This is a genomic window from Vibrio sp. Makdt (assembly GCF_027587015.1).
GTDB lineage: Bacteria > Pseudomonadota > Gammaproteobacteria > Enterobacterales > Vibrionaceae > Vibrio > Vibrio chagasii_B.
In genome coordinates this window covers 1-16,005 of record NZ_JAPPTH010000022.1, presented here as the reverse complement: position 1 = coordinate 16,005, position 16,005 = coordinate 1, and the positions used below count along the sequence as shown (strand labels likewise).

The 16,005-nt window shown below is 45.3% G+C and carries 12 protein-coding genes and 1 tRNA gene; 9 read left to right on the top strand and 4 right to left on the bottom strand.

Going from position 1 to position 16,005, the window contains the following annotated elements; all coding sequences use genetic code 11:
• Positions 1-28: 28 nt before the first annotated feature.
• Positions 29-916 (top strand): YvcK family protein, encoded by an 888-nt coding sequence (locus OH460_RS21290; RefSeq protein ID WP_017632499.1) that lies wholly within the window; start codon positions 29-31, stop codon positions 914-916.
• Between the two features lie 93 nt (positions 917-1,009).
• On the opposite strand, the gene luxU is transcribed toward OH460_RS21290, so the two are convergent.
• The 3 genes from luxU to uvrB form a co-directional block, all read right to left on the bottom strand.
• Positions 1,010-1,354 (bottom strand): quorum-sensing phosphorelay protein LuxU, encoded by a 345-nt coding sequence (luxU, locus tag OH460_RS21285; protein ID WP_017632949.1) that lies wholly within the window; start codon positions 1,352-1,354, stop codon positions 1,010-1,012.
• A 23-nt stretch (positions 1,355-1,377) separates the two neighbouring features.
• Positions 1,378-2,766, bottom strand: coding sequence for a quorum-sensing sigma-54 dependent transcriptional regulator LuxO (luxO, locus tag OH460_RS21280; RefSeq protein ID WP_017632950.1), 1,389 nt, complete (start codon positions 2,764-2,766; stop codon positions 1,378-1,380).
• Between the two features lie 323 nt (positions 2,767-3,089).
• A complete protein-coding gene (gene uvrB, locus OH460_RS21275; RefSeq protein WP_269999479.1) occupies positions 3,090-5,120 on the bottom strand; it encodes an excinuclease ABC subunit UvrB in 2,031 nt (676 codons plus the stop codon).
• Positions 5,121-5,628: 508 nt separating this feature from the next.
• On the opposite strand from uvrB, the gene OH460_RS21270 reads away from it, so the two are divergent.
• The 8 genes from OH460_RS21270 (at position 5,629) to nth (ending at position 14,117) form a co-directional block, all read left to right on the top strand.
• Positions 5,629-5,704 (top strand) — tRNA-Asn (locus OH460_RS21270).
• Between the two features lie 1,273 nt (positions 5,705-6,977).
• Positions 6,978-7,556, top strand: coding sequence for an electron transport complex subunit RsxA (gene rsxA / locus OH460_RS21265; protein WP_004737335.1), 579 nt, complete (start codon positions 6,978-6,980; stop codon positions 7,554-7,556).
• A 2-nt stretch (positions 7,557-7,558) separates the two neighbouring features.
• Entirely contained in the window at positions 7,559-8,152 is a 594-nt protein-coding gene (rsxB, locus tag OH460_RS21260; RefSeq protein ID WP_004734040.1) for an electron transport complex subunit RsxB, read from the top strand.
• A 7-nt stretch (positions 8,153-8,159) separates the two neighbouring features.
• The gene (gene rsxC / locus OH460_RS21255) at positions 8,160-10,937 is read left to right on the top strand and encodes an electron transport complex subunit RsxC (protein WP_269999478.1); all 2,778 of its coding nucleotides are present in this window, start codon (positions 8,160-8,162) and stop codon (positions 10,935-10,937) included.
• The gene (rsxD, locus tag OH460_RS21250; protein ID WP_137408072.1) at positions 10,937-11,983 is read left to right on the top strand and encodes an electron transport complex subunit RsxD; all 1,047 of its coding nucleotides are present in this window, start codon (positions 10,937-10,939) and stop codon (positions 11,981-11,983) included. Before rsxC ends, rsxD begins: the two co-directional genes overlap by 1 nt.
• Positions 11,984-11,996: 13 nt before the next feature.
• Positions 11,997-12,626, top strand: coding sequence for an electron transport complex subunit RsxG (rsxG, locus tag OH460_RS21245; protein ID WP_012603532.1), 630 nt, complete (start codon positions 11,997-11,999; stop codon positions 12,624-12,626).
• Positions 12,626-13,318, top strand: coding sequence for an electron transport complex subunit E (locus tag OH460_RS21240; RefSeq protein ID WP_269999477.1), 693 nt, complete (start codon positions 12,626-12,628; stop codon positions 13,316-13,318). The genes rsxG and OH460_RS21240 overlap by 1 nt, the downstream gene beginning before the upstream one ends.
• A gap of 163 nt (positions 13,319-13,481) precedes the next feature.
• Complete coding sequence (nth, locus tag OH460_RS21235) at positions 13,482-14,117, top strand: endonuclease III (protein WP_050633734.1); 636 nt, start codon at positions 13,482-13,484, stop codon at positions 14,115-14,117.
• 180 nt (positions 14,118-14,297) lie between these two features.
• Here the strand turns inward: nth and OH460_RS21230 are convergent.
• Positions 14,298-16,005 (bottom strand): cation-translocating P-type ATPase (locus OH460_RS21230; RefSeq protein ID WP_269999476.1); only part of this gene is annotated, 1,708 nt, incomplete at its 5' end.

Here is a 16,005-nt window from a genome sequence, read left to right as displayed (position 1 = left end):
GTTGGTAATAATCTAACAAGAACAAAAAATGAATATTTACTCTTCAAAGAAAGTCGTAGCAATTGGTGGAGGCCATGGCTTAGGTCGTATGCTTGCTGCATTAAAAGACTTTGGTAACAACGCAACTGGCATTGTTGCAACAACGGATAATGGCGGTTCAACCGGACGAATTCGAGACTGCCAAGGTGGTATCGCTTGGGGAGATACACGCAACTGTATCAACCAATTGATCACTGAACCTTCAATTAGTTCGATGATGTTTGAATACCGCTTTCGCGGCCAAGGCGAACTCGACGGTCATAACTTGGGTAACCTGATGCTCACAGCATTAGACAACCTCTCGGTTCGTCCATTGGAAGCGATTAACCTGATTCGAAATATGCTTAAGGTCGACGTTAATATCGTGCCGATGACAGAGCACCCTTCTGACCTCACGGCCCTATCAATGGACGGCCGCTGGGTAACCGGTGAAACCAATGTTGATGACATGACGGAAAAGCTACGCATGATGGACTTGTCGCCAGAAGTGCCAGCAACCAAAGAGGCCGTTGCCGCGGTGGAAGAAGCAGACTGCATAGTGCTTGGCCCAGGCAGCTTTTTAACCAGTGTGATGCCTCCGTTGCTACTACCTGAAATTGGTAAAGCCATCGCAGGAAACACCAAGGCAAAGGTTATCTTCATTGAAAACCTATCTCCAGAACACGGCCCGGCAGGTAAAATGACGCTTCAAGAGCAATTGGAGTGGTGTGAACGTACCTGTAAAGCACGTAAGATAGACGTTGTACTAGGTAATGAACCGCATCCAGAGCTAGAAGGGCAATGGAATTGTGTGACCACGGATCTTGCATCAGCAAACCGAGATTGGCGACACGACCGAGTGAAGCTTCAACAAGCGATCGAAGCTCAGTTGGCTTAGTTCATAAGTTCAAACATCAGAAAACGAAAAAGGAGCATGATGCTCCTTTTTTAGTCTCTGTATCTCTACCTGTAGATATAGCAATTAGCCGTTTTAGAGATCCGTCATCAACTGTTGATATTCGGTATAAGTCGATAGCAGAAGTTCCTGCATATCTTGAAAATCAATATCTGTAACGGGCAATGCTTGCTTCACTTTTGCGTCTAAGCTAATAGCAAAATTACACAAAGAATCAGCACCAAAACTCGCAGCACTACTCTTCAACGCATGGCTGATATCGGCCAAATACTTAGACGTATCGGTATCTTTGTTTAGCTCTAGGTGCTCGTAGTATCCCTTCAATTCACCTAAAAATATTTCCAGTAGTACTGGGACATTCTCTTGCCCAATCTCACCGGCAAGCTCATCAACTTTTTGCTGATTTAATACTTTCATCATCGTTCTTTCTTATTGTTTGGTGATTACTGCTTCGCATTCCACGTTTGCAATTTACGGTATATCGTTGATGGACTGACATCCAAAAAACCAGCCGCACGAGGGATGTTACCATCACACGCTTTTATGGCCTGTTCGATTGCCGTTTTCTCAGTGATCCACAATGGGAAAATATCTTTTACTGTGATGTCTTCACTCTGCTTCTCTTTCAGGCGCAGACTGTTTTCAATAGGTTGATTCAATGGTGGCGGAAGCATGTTCAGAGTAATCTCTTTACCATTATTCAACACCACCACATTCCGCAATACGTTTTGTAGCTGACGAACGTTACCCGGCCACTCATATTGGTTAAAGCGATCCAGCACTTCTTGAGCAAAACGAACAAACGCCTTGCCTTCTTCAACCGACATGTAACCCAATAATGAGTAAGCAATCTCGATAACATCTTCACCACGCTCACGCAGTGGCGGCAAATGCAGAGGAATCACATACAGACGGTAGTATAAATCTTCTCTAAAGCGACCTTCTTGCACTTCTTTCCATGGATCACGGTTGGTCGCACAAACAAAACGCACGTCCACACTCTTCATCTTCGAAGAGCCTACCTTTTGAAAAGTACCCGTTTGGATAAAACGTAGAAGCTTGGTTTGCAATTCAAGGTCCATCTCACACAACTCATCGAGGAACAGTGTGCCTCCATCAGCCAATTCAGCAGCACCTTGGCGATCGGTTGCCGCGCCCGTAAACGCGCCTTTTACGTGGCCAAACAGCTCACTTTCAATCAAGTCTTTAGGAATTGCCGCACAGTTGATGGCGATGAAAGGCTTATCGCCACGCTTACTCGCCGCGTGAATCGCTTCTGCACACACCTCTTTACCCGTACCACTTTCACCGGTGATGAAAATACTCGCTTTACTCGATGCGGCTGAATCGATAGTTCGGTAAACCTGCTGCATGGTTTGGCTACTGCCAATGAAGCCTTGGTAATTCTGGTTTCCAGGATGTTCAGAGCTGTTCTTAAGCTTGGTCGCTTTGCGGATCGCGTTGTTCACCGTAATACGAAGTCGGTCGGCTTCACACGGTTTGATCAGGAAATCTTGAGAGCCATGACGCATCGCTTCTACGGCGGTATCGATAGAACCGTGCGCTGTCATGAAGATAACGGGTACTTCAGGGTATTTTTGTTTTACAGCAAAGAGCACGTCCATACCCGTCATATCAGGCAGACGTAAATCTAATAAAATGAGGTCCGGGATTCGATGATTCAAACTCTCAATTGCATCGCGGCCAGTGCCGACAATGTTGATATCAATTTCGAGCGGTGTAAGATACGAGCGATATAACGCTGCGACTGAAGCCGTATCCTCCACCATCAACAAATACTTTGATTTGTTATCTAACGTTTTTGATTGCATATCCTAGCCATTTATAATTTGCATTTCTTATTATAGTCGCATTCCGCTTTGCATTATGCAAATTAGCCACAATGTTTGTATTGTATTTTTTTACTTGCTTCAAATTATCAATGTTTTATCTATATGGCACGAACGATGCAGTCATAGAGATGACCTTCGGGTCACCTAGCCAACTGACGTTGTTAGTGGACTGAGTGTTCACAAACGTAAGCCAGTAGAACATTTACTACTGGCTGTTTTTTGTCTGAAACACTCTCAAATGTAGTCTTTTGAGAGGAGCTTCTTTAGTTAACTCTTGAGTTAAGAAATGCGATTAAGTGAAGTTAGCTATTGGTAATGAATTGCTTTCTTAACTGCTCTATTTCATCACGCTTCTGTGCCGCCAATTCAAACTCCAAGTTTTGAGCATGTTGATACATCGCCGCTTCCAACTTACTGATCTCTTTATCGAGCTGTTGTGGTGTTAGTACTGCGTAACTTTCTGATGGCTCTGCCACCTTAGACAATGGTACCTGCTTAGATTGTCGTTGCTGCTTCGACTTAGTGATATCACCCAACTCCATGATATCTTTGATATTACGCTTAAGAGCTTGTGGCGTAATACCTTGCTCTTCGTTGTAGGCCTGCTGCTTTTCTCTGCGGCGGTCCGTTTCATCTATCGCCTTTTTCATCGATTTAGTGATCGAGTCACCGTACAAGATCGCCTTACCTTCTAGGTTACGAGCTGCACGACCGATCGTTTGGATCAGAGAGCGCTCAGAACGCAAAAAGCCCTCTTTGTCAGCATCAAGAATCGCCACCAGCGATACTTCCGGCATATCCAAACCTTCTCGAAGTAAGTTAATACCTACTAACACATCGAACTCGCCAAGACGTAGGTCTCGAATGATCTCTACGCGTTCAACCGTATCGATATCCGAGTGTAAGTAACGCACTTTCACCCCATGTTCTGTTAGATATTCAGTAAGATCTTCCGCCATTCTCTTGGTCAACGTGGTCACCAATACACGCTCTTCTTTCGCTGAACGGATTCTAATTTCAGACAACAAGTCATCCACCTGAGTCGCAACTGGCCTTACTTCAATAATTGGGTCTAATAAACCAGTAGGACGAACGACTTGATCGGCGATCTCTCCATCTGATTTTTCAAGTTCATAGTTACCAGGCGTTGCAGAGACAAAAATCGTTTGCGGCGCGATGGATTCAAACTCATCGAATTTCATTGGGCGGTTATCCAACGCAGAAGGCAGACGGAAACCAAATTCAACTAAAGTCTCCTTACGAGAGCGGTCGCCTTTATACATCGCGCCGATTTGCGGCACGGTAACGTGTGACTCATCGATGATCAGCAGGCCATCGTCAGGCAAGTAGTCGAATAATGTTGGAGGCGCTTCACCTTCTGCACGACCACTCAAGTAACGTGAGTAGTTTTCAATGCCCGAGCAGAAGCCAAGCTCTGTCATCATCTCGATATCAAATTGAGTTCTCTGTGAGATACGCTGCTCTTCGAGAAGTTTGTTATTGTCTTTCAGGTATTGGGCTCGATCTCGTAGTTCATCTTTGATGTTCTCGATCGCTTCAAGGATTTTTTCTCTTGGTGTCACATAGTGAGTCTTCGGATAAACCGTAAAGCGTGGCAAATCTCTTTGTTTAATTGCACCAGTTAGCGGGTCGAAAATGCTGATACAGTCGACTTCATCATCAAACATCTCGATTCGTACTGCGTCTTGGTCGGATTCAGCTGGGAAGATATCAATCACTTCACCACGAACACGGAACTGACCACGCTCAAAAGCAACATCGTTTCTGGAATATTGAAGTTCGGCCAAACGACGCAAGATATCGCGCTGATCCATGATTTCGCCACGGCTCAAGTGAAGCATCATTTTCAAATAAGACTTAGGATCACCCAAACCATAGATAGCGGAAACAGACGCAACGATAATGGCATCTTTTCTTTCTAATAGTGCCTTGGTCGCAGACAGCCTCATTTGTTCAATATGAGCGTTTACAGAAGCATCTTTCTCAATAAATGTATCCGTGGTTGGAACGTAGGCTTCCGGCTGGTAGTAGTCATAGTAAGAAACGAAATACTCGACAGCGTTATTTGGGAAGAAAGACTTCATCTCACCATAAAGTTGAGCAGCCAACGTCTTATTTGGCGCCAATAGGATTGCTGGTCTTTGAGACTGGGAAATGACGTTAGCAAGCGTGAAAGTTTTACCCGACCCCGTTACCCCTAATAGAGTTTGATGTGCGAGACCAGAATCCAGTCCATCTAGTAATTGGGTAATCGCAGTCGGCTGGTCACCGGACGGACTGTAGTCCGATACCAAATCAAAAAGTTTACTCATAGGTCGCCATTTCCATACTGTTTTTTTAATCAGGTCATTGTCACTCTATGAGGAGTGTCGATGCAACTATTATCTGGAGAAATGCATCTTAAGATTAGAGATCAGTTATAGCTTTTAATTTTAGAACTTGGTATTATCCGTGCCCCTGCAAAGTTCCCTCAGCTAAATTACTCGAATTTTAATCCACTACTTTTCCCCAAAAAATCTAAAAATACCGCTTGTTTTACTGTTCCCTTTGTAATCAGGAAAAGTTATACAATCGTAATAAATTGAAAACATCCCTTTAAATACATCAAGTTAGATCGTTTTTTACATTTTCAGATTTATCCCAGCTATTGTTGTTAAAGTTTCACACACACACTTATCCACAATTTTGGTGGATAACTAAAGCAAAGCCAAATCCAATAAGGCATTCAAGAAAGTAAAGTTTTTTATCTGATTTTTTTCTGTGATTTTTGATTGACAGAAAAAAGGAGTCTTATTAGAATTCGCATCGCTAACAAGCAATTCCCCCTTAGTTCAGTTGGTAGAACGGCGGACTGTTAATCCGTATGTCGCAGGTTCGAGTCCCGCAGGGGGAGCCAAATTTAAAGAAGCCGCATCACTTGATGCGGCTTTTTACGTTATAAAGCGACTGGTTTGTACCAAACCAATGTCTCAGCCGAAGCGTCGGACCGCCCTAGTCGGCCACGTGCGAGTCCCGACAAGGGAAGCCAAATTTAAAGAAGCCGCATCACTTGATGCGGCTTTTTGCGTTTTAAAGCGACTGGTTTGTACCAAACCAATGTCCTAGTCGAAACGTTGGGCCGCGCTGGCCACCCGCGTTCGAGTTATAACCATTAATTGCAGTCTACGTCTTGTGGTTCTTCGTCTTTAAACCTTCGATAACAGTGAGAAGTTAGGGTGCCTTGCTCCGTCCTAAATGAAAGGCCCGAGTGGCCTATGTTGATTCGCTTCCGCCACACTAGTAGATCTTCGAGTGAGTCAACCTTTTCTATTTGAATCTGTATTTTTTCAAAGTATCCGTCAAAGTTCATAATTCAATATCTTATTAAAACAACAAACCGCTCTAACCAGTTTTAATCATTCAGTAGTTGCTAAAAAACGTCTCAGATACAGCTTTTGCTTCAACAATGAAAAAGGCGTGGATATGTTGGCAACCAAAGCTCGATCTTCACCACTGAACACACTTAAATGATTGACGAACCACCTTAAACGAAAAGAATTAAATAGTACTGACAATCAAATAATTTCAAGAAAAATCAGAAGTTAGAATATGATTACTTCAAAGATATCAGCGGAGTTTTCGTCGTTTTGATCTACAAATTTTTAGGAGCCCAGAACTCTCTCAGAGACACCCACAATAGGTGTAAACTTCATATATAAATTCGCTGTTTTAAATCGCGACCTAGCGATGCTCAATGCTCCCGCCCCTGAGCTCATCGAGTAATAGTGCTCTTCGGTCTAATAGTTACAGCACAAATATACCTATCTATTTGTGCAAACTGATTTTTCAAACAATGATCAGTTCTGTCAGGTAGCCCTTCCTCTTCATACCAATACATACCTTTCAATAGCAGAGGAAATACACGGCTAAAGCAATAAGAACAGTCCGCTTACCCGTTAAAATTGTTAATTTTCTTATCAATAAATGGCTCTCAAGTAGACTAATTATTTCAGTACAAGGTGTAGTCCTGGTGAGTTTTAGATCGTCCAATTTATTGTTGCTCCATCTGCTATCCTGTTATTAAGCGTATAAATTTCCATCAGACATACAAAACCACACCGTTCACTGGTTGTTATTAGGTGAGCAAAGCAGGATAATATCGGGATCGGAATCTCAAGAATTAATCCATTATGACCGAATACCTTTTGTTGTTGGTTGGCACAGTGCTGGTCAATAACTTTGTGCTAGTGAAGTTTTTAGGGCTATGTCCTTTCATGGGAGTCTCCAAGAAACTGGAGACTGCGATTGGCATGGGCCTCGCGACGACTTTCGTTCTGACGTTAGCGTCGGTATCTGCATACCTAGTAGAAACCTACATCCTTACCCCTCTGGGTATTGAATACCTGCGTACCATGAGTTTCATTTTGGTTATCGCAGTCGTGGTTCAATTTACGGAAATGGTGGTTCACAAAACCAGCCCGACTCTTTATCGCCTATTGGGTATCTTCCTCCCCCTTATCACCACCAACTGTGCGGTATTAGGCGTGGCACTCTTGAACATCAATGAAAACCACAACTTCATCCAGTCGATCGTTTATGGTTTCGGCGCGGCGGTAGGTTTCTCCCTTGTTCTGATCCTATTTGCTGCAATGCGTGAACGTATTGCGGTTGCTGATGTTCCAATGCCATTTAAAGGCGCATCGATAGCGATGATCACAGCAGGCCTAATGTCTCTGGCATTCATGGGCTTTACTGGGTTGGTGAAATAAGCATGAGTACCATTTTAATTGCGATCATTGCGTTAGCTGTTTTAGCCGCTGTTTTTGGCGCTATCTTGGGCTTCGCCTCTATTCGTTTCAAAGTAGAAGCCGATCCTATCGTCGATCAAATCGACACAATTTTACCGCAAACTCAATGTGGCCAGTGTGGCTATCCAGGTTGTCGCCCATACGCAGAGGCGATTGCTAACGGAGACAAAATCAATAAATGTCCTCCTGGTGGCCAAGCAACCATTGAGAAGCTAGCAGACTTAATGGGCGTAGAAGTTGAAGACTCCGCTCACGACTTAGATAACAAAGTAAAAACTGTTGCCTTCATTCATGAAGATATGTGTATCGGCTGTACTAAATGTATTCAAGCCTGCCCTGTCGACGCGATAGTTGGTGGTACTAAGGCGCTACACACGGTAATTAAAGATGAATGTACTGGTTGTGATCTTTGCGTCGCACCGTGCCCTACTGACTGTATTGAAATGATTCCAGTGGCAACAACGACTGAAAATTGGAAATGGCAGATGAACATCATTCCTGTTACGGATATCACTAACCAAGCAACTGATGCGACCGCGTCAGAGCCTAAGGCGTAGGGTTAGTATGATCTCTTTAATTGAACAAATTCGCACGGGCTCTATTTGGACCTTCCCGGGCGGCGTGCACCCTGCTGAAAACAAGAAACAGTCCAATACCACTGACATCGTTCATGCAAGGCTTCCAGAAGAAATCGTCCTTCCGGTAAAACAACACATCGGTAAACCAGGTAACTTATTGGTTGCCGCGGGTGACACCGTACTGAAAGGCCAACAACTAACGGCTTTAGATACTGGCTTTACATTGCCGGTACATGCACCTACATCAGGTGTGATTACCGCTATTGAACCGAGAACTACCGCTCACCCTTCAGGTTTGAGCGAACTCAGTGTGGTTATTAAACCCGATGGCTTAGATACTTGGATTGAACGAAATCCCGTTGAAGACTTTTCAACCAAAACCTCAGACGAGCTGCTTGATGTGATTCGCCAAGCCGGTATTTCAGGTATGGGTGGCGCAGGCTTTCCTACGGCGAAAAAGCTCCAGTCAGGCCTAGGTCGTACTGATATTCTTATCGTCAATGCTGCTGAGTGTGAACCTTACATCACATCAGATGATAAGTTGCTTCAAGAACATGCCGAAGAAGTATTAAAAGGCATTGAGATAGTTGAACACATCCTTCAGCCAAAACTGACCGTTATCGGTATTGAAGACAACAAGCCAGCGGCAATAAAAGCACTTGAGGTTGCCGCGAAAGACAAAGACATCGTCATTCGCGTTATACCGACTAAATACCCTTCAGGTGGTGAGAAGCAGCTGATTAAGATCCTCACGAATAAAGAGGTTCCTGCTGGCGGCATCCCTGCTGACATCGGTGTATTAGTTCAAAACGTCGGATCTCTTTACTCAATTAAGAGAGCGGTAATCGACGGTGAACCCGTATTTAACCGCGTTGTGACTTTAACCGGTAAGACTTTTAAGCAACCTCGCAACGTGTGGGCACTATTAGGTACACCTGTACACGAGTTGCTTGAAGAGTTTGGCTACAAAGCCGATAAAAAGCTGCCGCGTTTGATTTTGGGCGGCCCGATGATGGGCTTCACCTTGCCGCATGCCAATGTGCCGGTCACTAAAACATCGAACTGTATTTTAGCGCCAACACGTCGTGAAATTGCACCAAGCACTTACGAAATGGAGTGCATTCGATGCAGTGCATGTGCTGAAGCTTGTCCAGCGTCACTGTTACCTCAACAGTTGCAATGGCATGCAAAAGCCAATGAGCTAGACAAGTGTGAAGAGCTAAATATTAAAGACTGTATTGAATGTGGTGCATGTGCATTTGTCTGCCCAAGTGAAATCCCTCTTGTTCAGTACTATCGCCAAGCAAAAGCTGAAATCAAAACTCGAAAAGATGAGGCCGCTGCTGCAGAGCGCGCCAAGATTCGCTTTGAAGAGAAGAACGCTCGTATGGAGCGTGATAAAGCCGAACGTGAAAACCGCTTTAAGAAAGCCGCAGATAACCGCCGCAAAGATATGAAAACATCTGGCGGTGATGATGCTATTGCTGCGGCTATTGCTCGTGTTAAAGCACAAAAAGCCGCTGCGGATCAGGCTCCGAATGAAGAGCCAGCAGTGAAACCTGCGGTTGCTGCCGCTATTGCGAAGGCAAAAGCGAAACAAGCTGCAGCTCAGAAAGCAGAAGGCGCTGAACCAGACAACTCTGAAATGTCTAAACTGCGTGAAGAGCGCAAGCGTCAAGCGAGAGAGCGCAAGGCACAACAAGCAGCAGCCGATACTCCTGCAGAAAGCTCAGGTGATGGCAAGAAAGACGCGGTTGCTGCTGCGATTGCACGAGCTAAAGCGAAGAAAGCTCAACAAGCGGAATCAGCTTCTGAGGCTCCGGCAGAAAGCTCTGGCGACGCCAAGAAAGACGCAGTTGCTGCGGCTATTGCACGTGCTAAAGCGAAGAAAGCACAGCAAGCGGAATCAACTTCTGATACTCCTGTTGAAGGTTCTGGCGACGCCAAGAAAGACGCAGTTGCTGCCGCAATAGCTCGTGCCAAAGCGAAGAAGGCTCAACAAGCGGAAGCTGCTTCTGAAGCTTCGGCTGAAAGCTCTGGTGATGCTAAGAAAGATGCCGTTGCTGCCGCAATAGCTCGCGCCAAAGCGAAGAAAGCACAACAAGCAGCATCAGCTTCTGATGCTCCTGCTGAAAGCTCTGGTGACGCTAAAAAAGATGCTGTTGCTGCCGCTATCGCTCGTGCTAAAGCCAAAAAAGCACAGCAAGCTAAGCAAGCAGAAACATCTGAACCAGTGGTAGAAGTTGAAACCGAGACTAAATCGGAGCAAGTCGACCCTAAGAAAGCTGCTGTTGCTGCGGCCATCGCTCGCGCTAAGGCTAAGAAAGCACAGCAAGCGACACAAGAAACAACCGAAGCTCCTGAACCTGCAGTTGAAACTGAAGCTGGAAGTTCTGGCGATGCTAAGAAAGACGCCGTTGCTGCCGCTATAGCCCGTGCTAAAGCAAAAAAAGCACAGCAAGCTAAGCAAGCAGAAACATCTGAACCAGTAGTTGAAGTAGAAACTGATACTCAATCTGAACAGGTCGATCCGAAGAAAGCTGCTGTTGCTGCAGCTATCGCTCGTGCTAAAGCGAAAAAAGCACAGCAAGCGAAACAAGACGAAACAGTAGAAACGCCAGAGCCAGTGCTCGAAGTGGCAGCTGAGACTCAATCTGAAGCTGTTGACCCTAAAAAAGCAGCCGTTGCTGCCGCTATTGCTCGTGCTAAAGCAAGAAAGGCACAGCAAGAGCAAGACAAAAAGAACAATGAGGAGAAAGAGTAGTGGCCTTCTTTATCGCCAGCTCACCGCACGCGCATAGCCGTAGAAGCACCCCAGATCTAATGAAATGGGTGGCTATTTGTGCATTGCCAGGTCTACTAGCTCAAACCTACTTCTTTGGATGGGGTACCCTCATCCAGTTAGTATTTGCTATCGCGCTTGCTGTTATCTTTGAAGCAGCCGTCATGCTATTGAGAAAACGCCCGCCAGTAATGGCACTGCGTGATTACAGTGCTGTTGTAACCGCTTGGCTACTGAGTGTCGCTATTCCTCCGCACTCACCGTGGTGGATTCTAGTGATTGGTATGTTCTTCGCTATTATTATCGCGAAACACTTATACGGTGGCCTGGGGCAGAACCCATTTAACCCTGCGATGGTCGCTTACGTTGTTTTGCTGATTTCATTCCCAGTTCAAATGACCAGTTGGAATGCTCCCGCGAGCCTGACAGCAGAAGCAACAAGCTTTATTGACTCATTCTTGATGATATTCACGGGATTCAATAACGAAGGTTTGTCTCTGCAACAAGCACGCCTTGGTATTGATGGCACTACAATGGCAACGCCGCTTGATGCGTTCAAAACAGCATTAACGGCTGGTAACACGGCATCTGAAGCGCTGTCTCAACCTCAATTTAGTTGGTTAGCTGGCGTAGGCTGGGAGTGGGTAAACCTTGCTTACCTAATCGGCGGTTTAGTGCTGATTAAGCAACGTGTTATTCAATGGTATATCCCTGTGGCTTTCATCGGCAGTCTTACTCTGTTTAGCTTAGTGTTCTTAGTGCTCACTCCTGGTGAAACCGCTTCTCCAACCATTCACCTTCTGTCTGGCGCGACTATGCTTGGTGCATTCTTTATTGCAACCGACCCAGTTTCGGCTTCAACGACAGTTAAAGGTCGCTTGGTGTTTGGTGCCCTAATTGGTGCGCTAGTGTTTATTATCCGCAGTTGGGGTGGCTTCCCTGATGGCGTTGCGTTTGCTGTATTGTTAGCCAACATGTGTGTTCCACTAATTGACTACTACACCAAGCCTCGTACATACGGCCACTAAAGGAGCGGACATCATGCTAAATGCGATTAAGAAAAACGGCCTTGTGCTCGCGATTTTTGCCTGTGCATCGACAGGGTTAGTGGCGGTAACCCACTACCTCACAAAAGACCAGATCAAACAACAAGAACAGGCTCAGCTACTGTCTGTTCTTAACCAAGTGATCCCGCACGATCTTCACGACAACGAACTGTTTTCGTCTTGTACTTTAGTTCAAGCAGAAGAGCTTGGTACTGAACAAGCGATGCCCGCTTACATCGCAAAAATCAATGGTGAGCCAAGCGCGATTGCTATCGAGGCAATTGCACCAGACGGTTATAACGGTGCAATTAAAGTGATCGTCGGTATGAAAATCGACGGTACCATTTTGGGCACACGTGTACTTTCTCACCAAGAAACTCCGGGATTAGGTGATAAGATTGATCTACGTGTGAGTGATTGGATTCTTTCGTTTGCAGGTAAGCAAGTGACGGATTCTAATCTAGACCGTTGGAAGGTTCGTAAAGACGGTGGTGACTTCGACCAGTTTACTGGCGCTACTATCACTCCGAGAGCGGTTGTGAAGTCAGTCAAACAAGCGGTTCAATACGTCAACCAAAACAACCAAGCATTGCTTGCTCAACCTCTAAATTGTGGTGGTGAATAATGAGTGATCATAAAACACTAATCAAAAATGGCATGTGGGCTAACAACCCAGCCCTAGTTCAACTTCTTGGCTTATGTCCGCTGTTGGCTGTGTCTTCAACGGTGACCAATGCACTTGGACTAGGTATTGCGACTCTGCTTGTATTGGTCGGTTCGAACGTTGCTGTTTCTCTGGTTCGTAACCACGTACCAAAAGAAGTGCGTATTCCAGTATTCGTGATGATCATTGCATCACTGGTAACGTGTGTTCAGCTGCTGATGAATGCTTACGCTTATGGCCTGTACCTATCTCTCGGTATCTTCATCCCACTGATCGTAACTAACTGTATCATCATTGGCCGAGCAGAAGCCTTCGCGTCTAAAAATGAAGTATTACCTGCCGCTCAAGATGGTTTCTGGATGGGTCTTGGTATGACATCAGTATTGGTGGTACTGGGCGCAATGCGCGAAATCATTGGTAATGGCACCCTATTTGATGGCGCAGATCTGCTGCTCGGTGATTGGGCATCGGTACTACGAATCGAAATTTTCCAGTTTGATAACAGCTTCTTGTTAGCTCTACTTCCACCGGGCGCATTTATTGGTGTTGGTTTCTTGATAGCGTTGAAAAACATTATCGATAACCAAGCAAAATCTAGACAACCAAAACAAGAAAAACCAGTCATTGAACGCGCTCGCGTTACCAATGCCTGATAAGTTAAATTAGCTTTAATCCCGCTGAGTTAGTTCAACCACTCAGCGGGAAAATCAGATCTAAACAGTACATATAATAATGACGCTCATAAGAGCGCGTAACCGATGATAAAGCAGAAGCAATCCAAGCTTCATGCCCTAACTATTTGAAAGTAATGTCGCTATGAACAATGTAAAACGAGTAGAAATACTTGAGCGTTTAAGAGAAAACAATCCAAAGCCAGAGACTGAGCTTAACTGGAACAGCCCATTCGAACTGCTGATTGCAGTTCTATTGTCTGCACAAGCAACCGATGTCAGCGTGAACAAGGCGACGGATAAGCTGTACCCTGTAGCCAATACGCCGCAAGCCATTTTCGACCTTGGTGTTGATGGCTTAAAAGAGTACATCAAGACCATCGGCCTATTTAACTCAAAAGCAGAAAACACCATCAAGACGTGTCGTATGCTGCTTGACCTACATAATGGTGAAGTACCGGAAGATCGCGCTGCATTAGAAGCCCTTCCAGGTGTTGGACGTAAAACAGCAAATGTAGTGTTAAATACCGCATTTGGTTGGCCAACGATTGCCGTTGATACTCACATCTATCGTGTATCAAACCGCACTAAGCTAGCGATGGGTAAAACCGTCGACGATGTCGAAGCAAAACTACTTAAAGTTATCCCAAAAGAATTCAAACTGGATGTCCACCATTGGCTCATTCTTCATGGACGTTACACCTGTGTCGCACGTAAACCACGCTGTGGCAGCTGTATCATTGAAGACCTCTGTGAGTACAAAGAAAAGAGCGAAGATTAGTCTTTCCGTTCACAACGATTAATCAATACGGCAGCGCTTAAAGCGCTGCTTTTTTATTGCCACTCTCTAGAAGTCGCCTCTATATCAGTTTTCATTTCTAATTCTGCGCTCCCAAGATAACAGGCATAAAAAATCCCGCCTTTTATGGCGGGATTCAATTATTTAGCTAAGAAGTCTTTCTTAGATAAACTTCACTTTAGTCACTTCTTTGACAGCAGATAGAACAAATGTTGGTACTGCTGCAATGAAGATTAACGATATTAAGTGATTAAACTCTAGTGCTTCTGTGCTGAAGACCAGCTGACCGAAGCTTGTGTAAACAACGCTTAAAGACAAGATAGCCGATACTGCCACCGCACCAAGTAGGTAGTGGTTAGTGAACGGATTCTTACGATAAATCGTTGTAAACGTACGAGCATCGAACAAGCTCCAAAGTTGAGCAAAGATCAGTGTTAAAAACGCAACGGTTTGTGCGTATTGAGCACTGTAACCACCGTCGAGTGCGTAAGAGAATGTCACAAAGCTTAGACCACCTAATGCGAGACCACGAGTTAGGATACGAGCGCCTAGACCATTAGAGAAGAAGCCTTGGTCACGTTTGCCTGGCTTACGCTCCATGAGATCTTTCTCTTCTGGCTCAACACCGAGTGCGAGTGCTGGCAGACCATCAGAAACGAGGTTAACCCATAAAATCATTAGTGGAGTTAGCGGAAGTACTACATCTGGTCCCATGAGTAGGAATGCAAATAGGATTACCGAAACCTCACCCACGTTCGCTGTAAGTGCTTGGCGGATAAACTTACGTAGGTTATCGAAAATTTGACGACCCTGACGTACCGCCTTCACGATAGTACTGAAGTTGTCATCCAACAGGATAAGGTCACCTGAGTCTTTCGCAACAGACGTACCAGTAATACCCATCGCAACACCAATGTCTGCACGACGCAGTGCTGGCGCATCGTTCACGCCGTCACCGGTCATAGAGGCAACTTCGTTGTTCTCTTGCTGCGCTTTTACGATACGCAGCTTGTGCTCTGGAGTAACACGTGCAAATACTGCAACCTGAGAACAGATAGACAAAAGCTTCTCGTCATCCATTTGGTCAAGCTCAGCACCCGTTACCACTAGATCGTCTTCGCTACGGATGATTCCGATTTCACGAGCAATCGCTGCTGCCGTAACTGCGTGGTCACCGGTAATCATTACCGTACGAACACCAGCGCTATAACAGCTATTTACTGCATCACGCACTTCTGGACGTGGTGGATCCATGATGCCATAGATACCCAGGATGCTGACGTCTTTTTCAAGCTCAGGGAAATCTAACTCAAGCTCTTCTTCTTTTAATTCACGGAAACCAACGGCAAGTGTACGCAGAGCATTACCACCAAAGGTTTGGATTGCCGCTTCAAAGTCTAAATGAAGTTCTTGAGACGGTGCGGTATCGAGAGCCAAGTTGCCTGCAACTTCACAACCAACCGTTGGTACGAAACCACCGTCAACCATGAAGCTGGTTGATTTACTAAGAACAACATCTGGCGCGCCTTTCAATGCTAGGAAGTGCTTACCTTGTGGGTCACGAACGATAACAGAAGCCATCTTACGACCAGAATCGAACGGGAACTTCTTAACAATTGAGTAGCCACCCGTTGATAGCATTTCATCTTGTTTAAGACCTGCTTTTGCCGCTGCAACAATTAGTGCACCTTCTGTCGGGTTGCCACGAACCGTCCATTTACCATCAGCATTTACATATTCAGCATCGTTACAAAGCGTTGCAACAACAAGACCTTTCATCATTGCAGGGCTGTTTGTCGCTTCGACATTGTGACCTTTGGTAATGAATTCACCCTTAGGATCAAAACCTTTGCCTGACACATCCCAGTAA

What these genes read in the sequence shown, in the direction of transcription:
- rsxB (WP_004734040.1), top strand. Translation starts at nt 7,559, where the DNA reads ATGAGTACCATTTTAATTGCGATCATTGCGTTAGCTGTTTTAGCCGCT.
- rsxG (WP_012603532.1), top strand. Translation starts at nt 11,997, where the DNA reads ATGCTAAATGCGATTAAGAAAAACGGCCTTGTGCTCGCGATTTTTGCC.
- nth (WP_050633734.1), top strand. Translation starts at nt 13,482, where the DNA reads ATGAACAATGTAAAACGAGTAGAAATACTTGAGCGTTTAAGAGAAAAC.
- OH460_RS21240 (WP_269999477.1), top strand. Translation starts at nt 12,626, where the DNA reads ATGAGTGATCATAAAACACTAATCAAAAATGGCATGTGGGCTAACAAC.
- OH460_RS21290 (WP_017632499.1), top strand. Translation starts at nt 29, where the DNA reads ATGAATATTTACTCTTCAAAGAAAGTCGTAGCAATTGGTGGAGGCCAT.
- luxO (WP_017632950.1), bottom strand. Translation starts at nt 2,766, where the DNA reads ATGCAATCAAAAACGTTAGATAACAAATCAAAGTATTTGTTGATGGTG.
- rsxA (WP_004737335.1), top strand. Translation starts at nt 6,978, where the DNA reads ATGACCGAATACCTTTTGTTGTTGGTTGGCACAGTGCTGGTCAATAAC.
- uvrB (WP_269999479.1), bottom strand. Translation starts at nt 5,120, where the DNA reads ATGAGTAAACTTTTTGATTTGGTATCGGACTACAGTCCGTCCGGTGAC.
- rsxC (WP_269999478.1), top strand. Translation starts at nt 8,160, where the DNA reads ATGATCTCTTTAATTGAACAAATTCGCACGGGCTCTATTTGGACCTTC.
- luxU (WP_017632949.1), bottom strand. Translation starts at nt 1,354, where the DNA reads ATGATGAAAGTATTAAATCAGCAAAAAGTTGATGAGCTTGCCGGTGAG.